The sequence below is a fragment of the Streptomyces sp. NPDC102402 genome (assembly GCF_044765765.1).
GTDB lineage: Bacteria > Actinomycetota > Actinomycetes > Streptomycetales > Streptomycetaceae > Streptomyces.
In genome coordinates, this window is sequence record NZ_JBIWKR010000002.1 from 284124 (window position 1) to 299422 (window position 15299).

At 72.2% G+C, this 15299-nt stretch carries 14 protein-coding genes; 5 read left to right on the top strand and 9 right to left on the bottom strand.

What is annotated here, in order from left to right:
* Window positions 1–25: 25 nt before the first annotated feature.
* Together ACIRJR_RS06125 and ACIRJR_RS06130 are read right to left on the bottom strand one after the other, a co-directional pair.
* Window positions 26–2020, bottom strand: coding sequence for a CocE/NonD family hydrolase (locus ACIRJR_RS06125; RefSeq protein ID WP_403774572.1), 1995 nt, complete (start codon window positions 2018–2020; stop codon window positions 26–28).
* A gap of 9 nt (window positions 2021–2029) precedes the next feature.
* A complete protein-coding gene (locus ACIRJR_RS06130) occupies window positions 2030–3529 on the bottom strand; it encodes a peptide MFS transporter (RefSeq protein WP_403774575.1) in 1500 nt (499 codons plus the stop codon).
* Window positions 3530–3685: 156 nt separating this feature from the next.
* Between ACIRJR_RS06130 and ACIRJR_RS06135 the strand changes: the two genes are divergently transcribed.
* The 5 genes from ACIRJR_RS06135 to ACIRJR_RS06155 all read left to right on the top strand — a co-directional run bounded on the left by ACIRJR_RS06135 (window position 3686) and on the right by ACIRJR_RS06155 (window position 8949).
* The gene (locus tag ACIRJR_RS06135; protein WP_403774578.1) at window positions 3686–4696 is read left to right on the top strand and encodes a polyprenyl synthetase family protein; all 1011 of its coding nucleotides are present in this window, start codon (window positions 3686–3688) and stop codon (window positions 4694–4696) included.
* Between the two features lie 220 nt (window positions 4697–4916).
* Entirely contained in the window at window positions 4917–6143 is a 1227-nt protein-coding gene (locus ACIRJR_RS06140) for an outer membrane lipoprotein carrier protein LolA (protein WP_403774581.1), read from the top strand.
* A gap of 128 nt (window positions 6144–6271) precedes the next feature.
* Entirely contained in the window at window positions 6272–7252 is a 981-nt protein-coding gene (locus ACIRJR_RS06145; protein WP_403774584.1) for an ABC transporter ATP-binding protein, read from the top strand.
* Window positions 7239–8117, top strand: coding sequence for an ABC transporter permease (locus ACIRJR_RS06150; RefSeq protein ID WP_403774587.1), 879 nt, complete (start codon window positions 7239–7241; stop codon window positions 8115–8117). Before ACIRJR_RS06145 ends, ACIRJR_RS06150 begins: the two co-directional genes overlap by 14 nt.
* Window positions 8118–8313: 196 nt before the next feature.
* Window positions 8314–8949, top strand: coding sequence for a TetR/AcrR family transcriptional regulator (locus ACIRJR_RS06155; RefSeq protein ID WP_403774590.1), 636 nt, complete (start codon window positions 8314–8316; stop codon window positions 8947–8949).
* Window positions 8950–8996: 47 nt separating this feature from the next.
* Here the strand turns inward: ACIRJR_RS06155 and ACIRJR_RS06160 are convergent, their stop codons facing one another.
* The 7 genes from ACIRJR_RS06160 to ACIRJR_RS06190 form a co-directional block, all read right to left on the bottom strand.
* Window positions 8997–9545 carry a flavodoxin family protein gene (locus ACIRJR_RS06160; RefSeq protein ID WP_403774593.1) on the bottom strand — a complete coding sequence of 183 codons (549 nt, stop codon included), beginning with the start codon at window positions 9543–9545 and terminating at the stop codon, window positions 8997–8999.
* 80 nt (window positions 9546–9625) lie between these two features.
* Window positions 9626–10435, bottom strand: a complete 810-nt coding sequence (locus tag ACIRJR_RS06165; RefSeq protein ID WP_403774596.1) for an HAD family hydrolase — start codon at window positions 10433–10435, stop codon at window positions 9626–9628.
* 66 nt (window positions 10436–10501) lie between these two features.
* A complete protein-coding gene (locus tag ACIRJR_RS06170; protein WP_403774599.1) occupies window positions 10502–10951 on the bottom strand; it encodes a VOC family protein in 450 nt (149 codons plus the stop codon).
* 176 nt (window positions 10952–11127) lie between these two features.
* Window positions 11128–11577: a hypothetical protein gene (locus tag ACIRJR_RS06175; RefSeq protein ID WP_403774603.1), complete on the bottom strand. Its 450-nt coding sequence runs from the start codon at window positions 11575–11577 to the stop codon at window positions 11128–11130.
* A gap of 12 nt (window positions 11578–11589) precedes the next feature.
* Window positions 11590–13206, bottom strand: a complete 1617-nt coding sequence (locus ACIRJR_RS06180) for an FAD-dependent monooxygenase (protein WP_403774606.1) — start codon at window positions 13204–13206, stop codon at window positions 11590–11592.
* 69 nt (window positions 13207–13275) lie between these two features.
* Window positions 13276–14265 (bottom strand): EamA family transporter RarD, encoded by a 990-nt coding sequence (gene rarD / locus ACIRJR_RS06185; RefSeq protein WP_403774609.1) that lies wholly within the window; start codon window positions 14263–14265, stop codon window positions 13276–13278.
* Between the two features lie 139 nt (window positions 14266–14404).
* A complete protein-coding gene (locus ACIRJR_RS06190) occupies window positions 14405–15265 on the bottom strand; it encodes an SDR family oxidoreductase (RefSeq protein WP_403774612.1) in 861 nt (286 codons plus the stop codon).
* Window positions 15266–15299: the final 34 nt, after the last annotated feature.

Consider the following 15299-nt stretch of genomic DNA (forward strand, 5'->3'; position numbering starts at 1 on the left):
GCTCGTGCCCGCTCCCCGACCGAGGTCAGCCCGCCGTGCGCGGGATCCGCTTCTCCCAGGTCCGGTGGAAGACGACCTCCTGGCCGTCCTTGCACACGACCTCGTTGGACGTGATGAAGTCGTCCGCGTCCGCGCTCGTCTCCGAACGCGTCTCGACGCGCACGTCCCAGGACATCTCCGGCCGGTGCAGCCGGATCGTCCAGTCCGAACGGGCCCTGGCCGACAGCGGGTCGTCCTGCTGGATCGTGTACGCCTCCAGCGCGTCCTCGGTGAACTCCAGCCCGTCGGGGTAGACCCGGGTGCCGCCGTAGCGCGGATCGACCTCCAGGCGCCATTCACCCTTCGCGACGTCGCGGACGACCAGGCGCTCCGGGCGCTGCTCGTCGAGCGTGACCGGGAAGACGACGCCGAGCGGCTCCGCCTGCTCCGGTTCGCCGAAGGTGATCGACGGGTCCTCGGTGTGCCGGCGCACGGGGAGTTCGACGAGGCTGCCCTCCGCCTCCAGCGTGAAGCCCGCCGAACCTGCCTGGGGCCAGATCCACGGCCAGTACGAGGAGGAGATGGCGACCCTGATCCGGTGGCCGGGCGGGAAGGTGTGCCCGATGCCGTTCAGCTCGAAGTTCACGTATTCGGCCTCCCCGACGGGCCAGTCCTCCGCGCGGTCGCGCCCGTGACGGGTGGCCAGGTTGAGGGCCCCGCGGGTCACCAGGGTGGAGGCCCCGTCCGGTGCCACGTCGCAGAGCCGGGCGATCACCTGGCCGCGCGGTACGTCCATCCGGAGCAGGAGCGTCACCCCGGGGCGGCCGAGGATCTCGATCGGGGCGTCCTCGACGGGGAACTCGAAGCACACCGACTTGGCGTCCTCGTCCCGCTGGTCGGGAGGCAGGTCGGCGTCGTTGCCGAACGGGAAGAAGCGGCCCGCGTCGAGCCCCGTCTGCTGCGGCGAACGGACGGTCTGCGCCCCGCCCCCCAGCGCGTACGTGACGGCGGCGACGTTCTCCGAAGGCCAGCTCGCGTCACCGACCCAGCGGCCGGGCAGCGTCTCGTAGGCAGTGGCGGGGCGGTGCGAGCCGCTGATCCAGGACCGCAGCAGAGGCTCGTTCATCACCCCGGTGTCCTCGTCCTTGAGGTGCTGGTCCCACCAGCGCAGCGTCTCCTGGAGGAAGCCGATCGCGGGGCCCGGGGGGAGCCCCCGGTCCGGGTACTGGTGCGACCAGGGGCCGATCAGGCCCCGCACCTGTCCGGGGTCCAGGTGCTCGACGAGCCGCAGGACGGTGTCCCGGTACGGATCGTGCCAGCCGCCCACCGCCAGGACCTTCGCCTTGATCGCGCCGTAGTCCTCGCAGACGCTGCCGTGCTTCCAGTAGTCGTCGCGGGTCTGGTGCGCCAGCCACGTATGGATGAACGGCTCCACCTTCTCGAGCCGGCGCAGCCACATGTCCCGCCAGTCGTCCCCGACGTCCGCCGGGTCCGGGGGGCGCGAGACGAAGGCCAGCATGGTGGAGGCCCAGGCGTGCATGTCCACACCGAGGACGGAGCCACCCATGTAGTGGACGTCGTTGTCGTAGCGGTCGTCCGCGGAGCAGACGGTCACGATGGCCTTCAGGGGCTCCGGTGCGAGCGCCGCGATCTGGAGCGAGTTGAAGCCGCCCCAGGAGATGCCGAACATGCCGACCTTCCCGGAGCACCACTCCTGCTGGGCCAGCCAGTGCACGACGGCCACCCCGTCGGCCAGCTCCGTCGCGTCGTACTCGTCCCCCGGCATGCCCTCGCTGTTGCCGTGCCCGCGTACGTCGACGCGTACGGAGGCGTAGCCGTGGCCCGCGTACCAGGGGTGGCGCTGCCAGTCGCGCGGCGCCGTCCAGTCACTGAGCCGGTAGGGCAGGTACTCCAGCAGCGCGGGCACCGGCTCGTCGGTGACCGGCCGCCAGATCCGGGCGTACAGCTCGGTGCCGTCCGCCAGCGGGATGTAGAGGTCCTCGTGGGTGGTCTCGTACGGGAAATCGGTGCGGATGTGCATGGCGGTACCTCAGTGGACGGGGTGCATGGTGCGCTTGAGCCAGGGAGCGGCGGCGATGACGGCCACACCGGCCGCCACCGCGATAGCGCCATTGACACCGAAGTAGGCGGGGTTGGACACCTCGCCGTACAGCTTCACGATCTGTGACTGGATGCCGTTGGCGAGGGCCAGCGACAGGAACCACAGGGCCATCGTCTGGCTGGCGAACGCCTTGGGCGCGAGCTTCGTGGTGGCGGACATGCCGGACGTCTCCACGAGGATGTCGCCGAGCCCGAGCAGCAGGTAGGAGCCGACGATCCACCAGGCGGCCATCTTGTAGGTGTCGTCGGCGTGACCGGAGGTCGGCAGGACCATCAGCAGGAAGGACAGCCCGCCGAGGATCACCCCGATCGCGATCTTGTTCGACGCGTGCGGCTGGCGCGGGCCCATCCTGGCCCAGACCGCGGCCACGACGGGCGCCAGGGCGACCTCGAAGGCGCCCAGGGCCGAGGCGTACCAGCTCGCAGGGAAGTGGAAGCCGAAGATCTCCGTACGGGCGTTCGTCGAGGCGAGCAGGATCATCGTCGAGTACGCCTGGAAGAGGATGAAGTTGAAGACGACGGAGGCCAGGAACAGCACGACGTAGGGGCGCAGCCTGCCGCGCTCCTCCGGGGTGACCCGGGGGCTGCGGAACATGACCACGAAGTAGGCGACCGGCGCGATCACCGAGACGACGGTGAGCACGTCGACGAAGCGGTCCATCGTGAGCCAGCCCGCCAGTGCCAGGGCGGTGGCCACCAGGGCGACCACCACGGCACCGGCCACGATCGTCAGCACGGCCCGGCGCATCGGGCCGGGGGCCAGCGCGTACTCGGCGGCGTGCTTTCGCCCGGCCAGGTGACGCCGGCCGGCGACGTACTGGATCAGGCCGAGCGTCATACCGAAGGCGGCGGCCGAGAAGCCCCAGTGCCAGCTCGCGTGGTCGCCCAGCCATCCGGTGACGAGCGGGCCGGCGAAGGCGCCGATGTTGATGCCCATGTAGTAGAGGGCGAAGCCGGCGTCCCGGCGGTCGTCCTCGGTGCCGTAGAGCTTGCCGACCATCGAGGCGACATTGGGCTTGAGCAGGCCCGTTCCGGCGCTGATCAGGCCGAGGCCCACCCAGGTCATCGTGTCGGTCGGCACGGCCATGGAGTAGTGGCCGCAGGCGATGAGGATGCCGCCGTACAGGACGGCGCGGTACGAGCCGAGGATCCGGTCGGCCAGCCAGCCGCCCGCGACGGACACCAGATAGACCAGCGTGCCGTACGCGGCGGACACCGAGGCGGCGGTGCCCGGGTCCATGCCCATGCCGCCGTTCGAGACCTTGTCGGCGAAGAAGAGGACCAGGATCGCCTGCATCCCGAGGAACGAGAAGCGCTCCCAGACCTCCAGTCCGGACAGGGTCATGAGACCCCGTGGCTGGCCGAAGAAGGCGGTGTCGTCTCCGGGCGGCGGCTGGGTCGGTTCGGTACCGGCCGTTGTGTGGGACAAAGCGATAACTCCTGATCGTATGAGCTGATCCCGAACATACCGGCGGTGGCGGGAAGGCGCCCACGGTGATCCAAACGGGACCGGATACGCTGAGTTGAGTGAGGACAACGACACATCGACATTCCGTGTGATCGTCAGCAGACAGGAGATGCCCTCGTGACCGTCGTCGGGCCGTTCGGACTGAGCGTGCGGGACCAGGCTCTTGAGGCCGATGTCCAGGCAGGTTTGGCCGCTGTCGAGGCGGGGCTGCTGGATGCCACCAAAAGTGAGGTCCCGTTCATCACGGAGGCCGCGCAGCACCTCGTCAGCGCGGGGGGCAAGCGTTTCCGGCCACTGCTGGTGATGCTCGCGGCGCAGTTCGGCGACCCCGACGCCCCGGGCGTCGTCCCCTCCGCCGTGGTCGTCGAGCTGACGCACCTGGCGACGCTGTACCACGACGACGTGATGGACGAGGCGGACGTGCGCCGCGGGGTGGAGAGCGCCAACACCCGGTGGGGCAATTCCGTCGCCGTCCTGACGGGCGACTTCCTCTTCGCCCGTGCCTCGCACATCCTGGCCGACCTCGGGCCGGAGGCCGTCCGCATCCAGGCGGAGGCGTTCGAGCGGCTGGTCACCGGTCAGATCCTGGAGACCGCGGGCCCGCGCGACGGACGCGACCCGGTGGACCACTACATGGACGTGCTGAGCGGCAAGACCGGCTCCCTGGTCGCCGTGTCCGGCCGGTTCGGTGCCCTGATGGCGGGCGCCGACGAGTCGGTCGTCGACATCCTCACCCAGTACGGCGAACGCCTCGGCATCGCCTTCCAGCTCGCCGACGACGTCCTCGACATCGCCTCCGACTCCCACGAGTCGGGCAAGACGCCCGGCACCGACCTGCGCGAGGGCATCCCGACCCTGCCCGTCCTCCTCCTGCGCGCGCGGTCGGAGGCCGAGGGCCGTCCGGAGGACAAGGAGCTCCTGGCGATGCTGGACGGCGACCTGGGGGACGACGCCCTGCTCGCCGAGGCGCTGCGCAGGCTGCGCGCCCACCCCGCGCTCGAGCAGGCCCGCCGCGACACCGTCCGCTACGCCCAGGAGGCCCGGGCGACGTTGGCGCCGCTGCCCGAGTGCTACGCGAAGGCCGCGCTCGAAGAGCTGTGCGACGCCGTGGTGCACCGCGCGGGCTGACCCGTCCGTGTCCGGCCGACCCCTAAGGGCTCGGTGGGCGGTGCGCACCGCGGGTCATCCTGGAGAGGTACGCGCAGTTGCTCCCGGGGGCTGACGCTTGTCCCCGCCCGATTTGGTCAGATGGATAAGAACCACTCCTGACCACATCGGGTGAGAATGGCGGCGAGGAGTGGACAGGCTCAACGGGATGGCAGCCGCCGACCACGGAGGTAGAGCACACATGGCACCGAACGACAGCGCAGAGACCAACGGCGAGGCCACGGGCACTGTCGTGGTCCGTCGGAAGGCGGCGCGTTACATCGTCCCGTTCGCGGTGGCGGGCGTGGCGGCGGCGACGATCGGACTCGTCCCGGCACTGGCGGACTCCGGCGACCCGGACCTGCCGGACATCACCGCGCAGGAACTCGTCGAGAAGATCGCCGCATCGGACGAGGAGCAGCTCTCCGGCACGGTGAAGGTCAGCACCGACCTCGGTATCCCGTCGATCGGCGGGCTCGCGGGCTCCTTCGCGCCGGGCGCGGGCTCGGCCGGGTCGAGCGCGTCACCCGAGGCCAAGCTGATGGAGCTCGCCTCCGGGACGCACACGCTCCGGGTCGCGGCCGACGGCCCCGACAAGCAGCGCCTCTCGATCCTCGGTGAGGGCTCCGAGTACAGCCTCGTCCACAACGGGGACGACGTCTGGGGCTACGACAGCGAGAGCAACGAGGTCTACCACGCGACGTCCGAGAAGGGCGCGGGCGCCGGGGCCGGGAAGCACGAGGCACCGAAGGGGGTGCCGGCCACTCCCAAGGAGCTCGCCGAGGAGGCGCTCGCCGCCGCCGACGACACGACGTCCGTCACCGTCGACGGCACGGCGCAGGTCGCGGGGCGCGACGCCTACAAGCTCCTGATCAAGCCCAGGCAGTCCGGTTCGACGATCGGGTCCGTCACGGTGGCGGTCGACGCCTCGACCGGCCTGCCGCTGAAGTTCACGCTGGCCCCGAGCGGCGGTGGCAAGGCCGCGGTCGACGCCGGCTTCACCGAGGTCGACTTCGCGAAGCCCGCCGCCTCCTCCTTCTCCTTCACCCCGCCCAAGGGTGCGAAGGTGACCGAGGCCGACGAGCTGAAGGCCGGGGCCGGGGAGAAGGGCGCGGCGGACAAGGCGCGGAAGGACCTGAGCGCCATGGAGGGCTTCCAGGGCCCCAACATCATCGGCAAGGGCTGGAACGCCGTCGCCGAGATCGAGATGCCGGGCGGCGCGGGGCTGCCCGCCCAGGACTCCGGCGACATGCCCGCGCAGGCGCAGCAGTTCCTGGACGCGCTCGGCGACAAGGTCACCGGAGAGTTCGGCTCGGGCACGGTCTTCAAGACGCGCCTGGTGAACGCCCTGCTGACGGACGACGGCAAGGTCTACGTCGGGGCGGTCACCGAGGACGCGCTCGTGAAGGCCGCCGACACCGCGAAGTAGGACGTACCGCACGCCCCGCCCCGTCGTACGCTCCGTACGGCGGGGCGGCTCGTGCCACGGGCGGTCCGGCACGCGGCGCGGCCGGACACGGGCGGCCGGACACGGAGGGGACGGGACCGGGAGTGGGCATGACCGAGACAGCGGCCGCCGCGGCCGGAACGCGCCCGGGACCGGGACCCGTGATCGAGACGCGCGGCCTCACCAAGCGCTACCGAGGCGGCCGGCCGGCCGTCGACGGGCTCGACCTCACCGTCCCCGCCGGCAGCGTCTTCGGTTTCCTGGGGCCGAACGGCTCCGGCAAGACCACCACGATCCGGATGCTCCTGGGGCTCATCGACGCCACCTCCGGCACCGCCCACGTCCTGGGGCGCCCCATGCCGGCCGCCTCCCGGGCGGTGCTCCCGCAGGTCGGCGCGCTCATCGAAGGGCCCGCCCTGTACGGGTTCCTGACGGGCCGCGACAACCTCGTGCGCTTCGACTCCGCCGACCCGACGGCCGACCCGCGCACCCGGCGCGCACGGGTGCAGAGCGCCCTGGAGCGGGTCGGCCTCGCCGCCGCGGCCGGCAAGAAGGCCAAGGCGTACTCGCTCGGGATGAAGCAGCGCCTCGGACTCGCCGCCGCCCTGCTCCAGCCGCGCGGACTGCTCGTGCTGGACGAACCGACCAACGGCCTCGACCCGCAGGGCATGCGCGAGATCCGGTCCCTGGTCCGGGACCTGGCGGCCGAGGGCACCACCGTCTTCCTCTCGTCCCATCTGCTCGACGAGATCGAGCAGATCTGCACCCACGCCGCGGTGATGTCCCGCGGCCGGCTCCTCGTCCAGGGGCCGGTCGCCGCACTCGCCGCGGACGCCAGAGGCAGGCTCGCCGTCACCACACCCGACCCCGGTGACGCCGCGCGCGTCCTCACGGCACACGGGGCGACGGGGCTGGTGACCGACGGGGAGCGGGTGAGCGCGGACGCGCCCCCGGGTGACGTGGAGCTCGCGGACCTCAACGCGGCCCTGGTGCGTGCCGGCGTCCGCGTACGCGCCTTCGGCGTCGAGCGGGCCTCGCTGGAGGACGCCTTCGTCGCACTCACCGGAGAGGGATTCGATGTCGCAGGCTGACGTCACGGCCGTCCCCGCGCCCCGCGTGCGGCGCCGGGCACTGTGGACCCTGGGGATCCTCCGCTCCGAACTGACCACCACACTCCGGCGGTGGCGCACCCTGGCCCTGCTCGGGGTACTGGCCGCCGTGCCCGTCCTCATCGGGATCGCCCTCCGGATCGAGGGGGGCGACGGCTCACCGGGCGGGCCGGGCGGCCCGGCGTTCCTCTCCCAGGTCACCGACAACGGTCTCTTCCTGGTCTTCGCGGCGCTCTCCGCGACCCTGCCCGTCTTCCTCCCGATGGCCGTCGGCGTCGTCGCGGGGGACTCCGTGGCCGGCGAGGCGAGCGGCGGCACGCTCCGCTATCTGCTGGTCGCCCCGGCGGGCCGCACCCGTCTGCTGCTCGCGAAGTACGCGTCCGTGCTGGTGTTCTGCCTGGTCGCCACAGTGGTCGTCGCGGCATCGGCGCTCGCGGCCGGCCTGCTGCTCTTCCCCGTCGGTGAGGTCACGACGATCTCGGGGACCCGGATCGGCTTCGGCGAAGGGCTCCTGCGGGCGGGAGCGATCGCGGTCGCGGTGGCGGCGTCCCTCATCGGGTTCGCCGCGCTGGGCCTCTTCGTCTCGACCCTCACCAACAGCGGGATCGCGGCGATGGCGGCCACGGTCGGAGTGCTGATCACCGCGCAGATCCTGGACACGATGCCGCAACTGGACGGGATCCGTCCGTATCTCTTCCCGCACTACTGGATGTCCTTCACGGACCTGCTGCGCGCCCCGGTCTACTGGGACGAGACGGTCAGGAACCTGGAGCTGCAAGCCCTGTACGCGGCGATGTTCGGCTCTGCCGCCTGGGCGCGGTTCACCACGAAGGACATCAGCGTCTGAGGGGTCCGGCACCGGTCCGCCCGTACCGTCGGCCGGTCGAGCCGTCCCCCGATCGGCTCGTCGCGGCACGAACGGCACGAACGGTCTGCTGCGGAACGTCACGACACGGTACGTTCCGTTTCCAGCCTGGTCATTGTTCGACTTCTGGCGACGACCTGTCAACAAGCGGTGGGCAGAATCCCCCTATGCTCACCGAATGATCACATCGCCGAGTTCCCTGCGCCGCAGTGAGAGGTCGCGCCGGGCGACGCTGGACGCAGCTCTGGAGCTGTGCACGGAGAAGGGGTACGGGCGGGTCACGATCGAGGGCATCGCGGCCCGTGCCGGTGTGAGCAAGAAGACGATCTACCGGTGGTGGCCCTCGAAGGGCGCGGTGCTGCTGGAGGCGTTCGCCGAGGCGTTCGTCGGCGCCACGCCGTTCGTCGACACCGGTGATGTCGAGGCCGATCTCCGGACGCACATCAACAGCGCGGTGCGACTGGTCTCCACGCCGCCCTACGGCCCCGCCTACGCCGGGATCCTGTCGGAGATGCACCACGACGACGACCTCGCGCGAGCCGTCCGCGAGCAGCTGGTCGACCCGCGGGTGGAGGCCGCGGTGGGGCGGCTGCGCCGCGCCCAGGAGCAGGGGCAGATCCCGGCGGGCGCCGACCTCCCCCTCACGGTGGAGATGCTCTACGGCCCCGTCTACTACCGCCATGTGCTGCGCAAGCCGGCGCAGGACGAGGCGACGGTCGCCACGCTCGTGGCCCACGTCCTGCGGTCCCTGGGACCCGTCGGCAGCACTCCGGCCGGGGGCGGGGGCGACGTCCCGGGTGGTACTCCGGCCTGAGCCCGGGTGACGTCCCGGGCCCGGACCGGGACGCCACCCCGGACGCCTCAGCTGAAGAAGACCTTCGCCCGGGCCGTGGCGCCGGTGTCGGAGCGTACGTCGCCGGGCTTGGTGCCGTTGCCCAGGAGTACCCCGCCCCAGCGCATCCCCAGGTACTCCGCGGAGTTGCGCAGGGTCCCCGCCAGGGGTTCGGCGACGGCGGGATCGCCGTCCGCGAGGGCGGTGACCCCCCAGAGCGTCTTGCCCGCCATGCGCTGCCGGAAGCCGGCGCCGGGGGTCTCGAGCCAGCCCGACCAGTGGTCGAGGTAGCGCTTGGTGGAGGAGGAGACCGAGTACCAGTAGAGCGGCGAGGCGATCACCACGTCGGTCGCCTCAAGAGTGGCCCGGAGCAGGCTCGCGGCGGGCCCGTCAGGAGGGGTGTGGCGGCGTTCGGGGTGGCGCAGGTCCTCGAAGTCGGGCAACGGGAGCCCGCGCAGGCTCAGCCAGCGCTGCCCGGTGTCCGCGGGGAGCTGCTCGGCCGCGATCCGGGCGAGCGTCTCGGTGTTGCCGCCGGCGCGGCTGCTGCCGAGCACGAAGAGGAAGGAACGTGCTGCCATGATCACTCCAAATTGCCCGCGTGCGACGATTGCTTGCGTACGCAGCATATCGGCGCGCGACGGGTTGAGTGAGGCGGATTTCAGCCGAACAGGCGCTCCAGCACGGAGGCCACCCCGTCCTCCTCGTTGGACAGCGTGATCTCGTCGGCCTCGGCCCGGAGTTCGGCGTGGGCGTTGCCCATCGCCACGGAGTGGCCGCAGAGCCGGAACATCGGCAGGTCGTTGGGCATGTCACCGAACGCCAGAGCCCCGGCCGGATCGCGGTCCAGCATCTCCGCGGCCCGCGAGACGCCGGTGCCCTTGTCCACGCCGTACGGTGCCAGCTCCACCGTCCCCGGGCCGGCCATCGTGACGGACGCCAGGTCGCCCACCGCGCTCCGGGCCGCCGAGGCCAGTTCGTCGTCGGTCAGCTCGGGGTGGCGTATCAGCACCTTGACGACCGGGGCCGCCCACAGCTCCTGGCGGTGCCCCGCCCGCTGCGCGGGGAGGGACCGGTGCGGCATCAGGTAGCCCGGCTCGGTCAGGGTCCGGCCGTCGGTGCCGTCCTGGTCCACCGCGGCGAACACCTGCCCCACCTCGGCCTCGATCTTGCCGAGCGCGGTGTCGGCCAGCTCCCGGTCCAGCGTCACCGAACTCAGCATGCGTGCCGTCCCGGCGTCGTACAGCTGTGCGCCCTGGCCACAGACCACGAGACCGTCGTAGCCCAGGTCCGTGAGCAGGGCGCGTATCCCGGGTACCGAGCGGCCCGTGACGATCAGATGGCGCGCCCCCGCCGACGCGGCACGGGCGAGGGCGGCGCGGGAGCGGGGGCTCACGGTGTCGTCGGGACGCAGCAGCGTGCCGTCCAGATCCGTGGCGACGAGGGTGTATGCGGCGGGTGGCGTGAACATGAGGTCAGCCTAGAGAGATCGCCCCGCCGCCGTACGCCCCTGACCTGCGCGGACGGGTCGGCTCCGTCACTGCACGCAGAATTCGTTGCCCTCCGGGTCCAGGAGCACCTGCCACGTCCCCCCGGGCTCCTCGACGAGCCCCAGCACGCTCGCGCCCAGACCCACCAGACGGTCCGTCTCCGCCTCGCGCCGGCCGGGCTCCGCGTGGACGTCGATGTGGAGGCGGTTCTTCACCGTCTTGGTCTCCGGCACGCGCTGGAAGAGCAGCCGGCGGCCGAGCCCCGCACCGCTCTTCCCGTCGTAGGGGTCGTCCGGATGCCGTGCCGCGGCGAGATCGCGCCAGGCGCGGCGGCCGTGCGGCTCGACCGTGTCCGCCTCGGTCACGACGCCGGCGCCGAGCAGCTCGCCGATCAGGACGCTGTTGTCCTCCACGACGTAGCCGAGGGCCTCGGCCCAGAAGTCGGCCTGGGCGTGCGGGTCGGCGGCATCGATGACGAGCTTCCAGTGAAGAGTCATGGAAGCCGTTTGTACTGGTTACCCGGACGCCGGGGCAACGGGCACGCCGGAACCGGGGCCGTTTCTTCGAAGGACGCGGGGGCGTGAGGGGCGTGAGGCCTGCCCGCCCGCAGGGGGCCGCGACCCCGGGCCGCGACCCCGGGCCGCGACCCCGGGCCCCGCCCGGCCCGTGGGTCTCAGTGCGCCGGGCAGGTCCCGCAGGAGTGCCCGCCGAGTGCCGTCAGCAGCTCTCCGGCCGCCGCGCTCACCGCCGGGTCGACGTCGGCGGCCAGCCGCTCGGCAGTCGGCCTGCCGGCCAGCACCGCCAGATGTGCGTCCCTGGTCCACTCCGGGTGGTGCGTGTGGCCGTGGGCCAGGATCGTCCCCAGCAGTCCGAGCACCCCGGCGCGGTCCTTCACGGTCTCCATGGCCGCGAGTTCCCAGAGGAACGGCACCGCGGCGACCGTCGCGTCGAAGACGGCCAGCGCCCCGATCCACTGCCCCAGGTCGCTCAGCGCGTCCTCGGCCGATTCGCTGTCGCCCCAGGCGATCCGCGACAGCATCCCGGGGACCTGGGAGGCGGAGCCCTGGGCATGGCGCAGCTCATGCCACTGAACGTGCCTCATGTCCTTCAGGATCGTCCCCATCCGGGCACTCAATCAGCCTTTGCGGGTGCCGTCCACCATGCCTGCCACACTCATCGGATCCGGCTCCCGTGCCCCGTCCAGCACGTCCAGATACCGCCGCACATCGTCGAAGCCCTCGGTGTCCGAGATCAGCCCCACGTGGTTGTCGGGACGGATCACGACGACGGTGTCCCGGCCGATGCCGTAGGCCGCGCGGGCCAGGCCCTCCCGGTCGTGCAGGGCGTCCGGGCCCACGGCGGCCGTCCCCGGCTCCGCCGCCCCGGCGGCGTACACCCGTACGGTGCGCACCGCGTCGCCATGGGTCTCGGCGGCCTCCCGCAGCGCCCGCGCGGTGCCGTCCCCGAAGCCCAGCACGGTGAGGTGCGGACCGGCGAAGGCGCGGAAGAGGCGGGTGGGCCGCCCCGTCGCCGCCATGACGCAGGGGGCGTCCGGGGCGCGGTCGCCGGACCGGGGGCCGCCGCCGGCCCCGGGGCGGGCGAGCGAGCTCCACCGGTAGCCGACGTCGAGCCCGCTCATCGAGGGCGTGACCGCACTGTCGAGCCCGCCGCCCGGCCTCCTGATCGCTTCGAGCGTGGCCCGGAGGCGGTCCGAGGTGAGGTCCAGCGTCCGGGCCGCGACCGGCAGCCTCTCCTCCCCGTAGGTGTCCAGCAGTTCCTCGCCCGCCCGCTCCCGCACGACCTGGGCGAGCTTCCAGCCCAGGTTGAAGGCGTCCTGGATGCCGGTGTTCATGCCCAGCCCGCCCGCGATCGCGTGCACATGGGCGGCGTCCCCGGCCAGGAGGACCCTGCCCACCCGGTAGCGGTCCGCCATGCGCACGTTGACGCGGTACGTCGAGAGCAGCGTGGCCTCGGTGAGGTGGGCGGCCGGAAGGCGGGTGTGCCGGGCGAAGAGCCGCCGGAATCCGTCGGTGGAGGGGGCGAGGGGGCGGCCTTCGGCGTCCCGCTCGGGGCCCGCCTGGAACCACCAGCCCGTCCGGGTGCCGGGGACGGGGCAGAGCATGACCGCGCCGTCCTCGTCGAACCACTGGTGCCAGACGGTGCGGTCGAGGACGCCCGGATCGATCTCGACGTCGCCGCAGACCATCACCTGGTCCTCGGCCGTCTCTCCCTCGAAGGGGACGCCGAGCAGTTTCCGTACGCGGCTGTGGGCGCCGTCGCAGCCCACCACGTAACGGGCCGAGGCGCCGGAGCCGTCGGCGAGGGTGACGGTCACCGAGGTGCCCTCATCGGTGAGGCCCACGACCTCGGTGCCCGTCTCCACGGCCACGCCGTATCCGGCGAGCCGGTCGCGCAGGATCTCCTCCAGCCGCCACTGGGCGATCAGCCGGCCCCGGTCGTAAGGCGCGTCCGGGGTCGGCGCGGACCCGGCGTACGGGTCGGTGTCGGCGACGGGCGCACCGTCGCGGTACTTGCGCATGGGGAGCGGCGCCGAACCGGCCGCCAGCACCTCCTCGGCGACGCCCAGGTCCTCCAGCACCTCCAGCGAGCGTGGGTTGGGCCCCTTCGACCGCGACGTGCGCGGATGGACGGGCGACCTGTCCACGATCCGGATGGCGAGGCCGCGCCTGGCGAGGTCGCACGCCAGCGTCAGCCCGGTGGGACCCGCGCCCACGATCAGTACGTCGGTCATGCCTGCTCCTCGGTTCGCCCGTCTCTGCGGACAGGAAACAGCAACCGAGTAATAAAAGCAACGCGGTAACTATTTCAGGGCCGGGGTGTCCGAGTCCGGGGACGAGGCGGGAGCCGTCCCGACGGGCCCCGCGGCCTGGGCCGTCCGCACGGCCAGGCGCAGCGCCTCCGCCCTCGTGCGACGCGCTGTCCGCAGGGCGTCCCAGGTCAGCAGCATCAGCGCCACCCAGACCAGTGCGAAGCCGGCCCACCGCTCGGGCGGCATCTCCTCGTGGAAGTACAGGATGCCCAGCGCGAACTGGAACACCGGTGCCAGATACTGCAGCAGGCCCAGCACGGACAGCGGCACCCGGATCGCGGCGGCGCCGAAGCAGACCAGCGGGATCGCGGTGACGAGTCCCGTCGCGGCGAGCAGGGCGCCGTGCCCCGCGCCCCCGGCCAGGAACGTCGCGCCGCCGCTCGCCCCGAGCCACACCAGGAAGCCGAACGCGGGCACGAACAGCACGGCGGTCTCGGCGGCGAGGGACTCCAGGCCGCCCATGCCGACCTTCTTCTTCACCAGGCCGTACGTCGCGAACGAGAACGCCAGCACCAGCGAGATCCACGGCGGCTGCCCGTAGCCGATCGCCAGCACGAGCACCGCCGCGAAGCCGGTCGCCACCGCGGTCCACTGGACCGGGCGCAGCCGCTCGCCGAGCAGCAGGACGCCCATGGCGATCGTGACCAGCGGGTTGATGAAGTAGCCGAGTGACGCCTCGACGACGTGGCCGTTGTTGACGGACCAGATGTAGAGGCCCCAGTTCACGGAGATCACGGTCGCGGCGATCGTGATGAGCCCCAGCCGCCGGGGCTGCCGTATCAGCTCGCCGATCCACGCCCAGCGGCGCAGGAACAGCAGGGCGATGCCGACGACGCCCAGTGACCAGACCATCCGGTGCGCGAGGATCTCCACCGCGCCGGACGGTTCCAGCAGTGGCCAGAAGAGGGGCACGAGGCCCCACATCCCGTACGCGCCGACTCCGTACAGCAGGCCGGCCCGCTGCTCGTTCTTCCCCTTCATGGGCCCTCCCGGCGCTCCTGTGCCGGCGATCGGCCGACTGCACGACGGTAGCGCCGGAAGGGCCCTCTGTCATTGCCGTCTCACGGAAACGGTCGTGACAGCGGGCGGGGGTGCCCGTCCGGGCGGAACCCGTGCCCGGTCAGGCGCCGCTGACCGCCGCGGCGACCGTCTCGGCCATGGGGGTGGACGGCCGGCCGGTCAGTCGGGCCAGGTCCCCGCTCGTACCGGCGAGGAGGCCGCGCGCGATGGCCTCGTCGACGTCGACGAGGATCTCGGCGAAGGGCTCGGGCAGTCCGGCCTTGACGAGGATCTCCTGGTGCACGGCCGCCGGCACGTCGGTGTACGCGATCTCCCTGCCGGTCGCGGCGGAGACCGCGGCGGCGTACTCGGCCAGTGACCAGGCGACGTCGCCGCTCAGCTCGTACGCCGCGCCGAGGTGCCCCTCGCCGGTGAGCACGGCGGCGGCGGCGTCCGCGTAGTCGGCCCGGGTGGCGGAGGCGATACGGCCCTCGCCGGCGTTGGCGACGACGGCGCCGTGCTCCAGGACGGACGCCAGGTTCGCCGTGTAGTTCTCGGTGTACCAGCCGTTGCGCAGGAAGGTGTAGGGGACTCCGGAGTCCAGGATCAGCCGCTCGGTCACCTTGTGCTCGGCCGCCAGCAGGAAGTCCGCATCGGGACCGCCCAGCACTCCGGTGTAGGCGAGCTGTGCGACGCCCGCGGCCTTCGCGGCCTCGATCACGGCCGTGTGCTGCGGTACGCGCCTGCCGGCCTCGCTGCCGGAGACGAACAGCACGCGGTCGCCCGCCCGGAACGCGCCGGTGAGGGTCTCGGGCCGGTCGTAGTCGGCGACGCGGATCTCGACACCGCGGGCGGCGAGCGCCGCCGCCTTCTCCTTGTCGCGGACGACCGCGGCGACCGATTCCGCCGGGACGGTGGCGAGCAGCCGCTCGATGACGAGACGGCCGAGCTGTCCGGTCGCTCCGGTGACGACGATGCTCATGGGGTTCCTCCTAGGGGCGCTGATCCTCGTATGC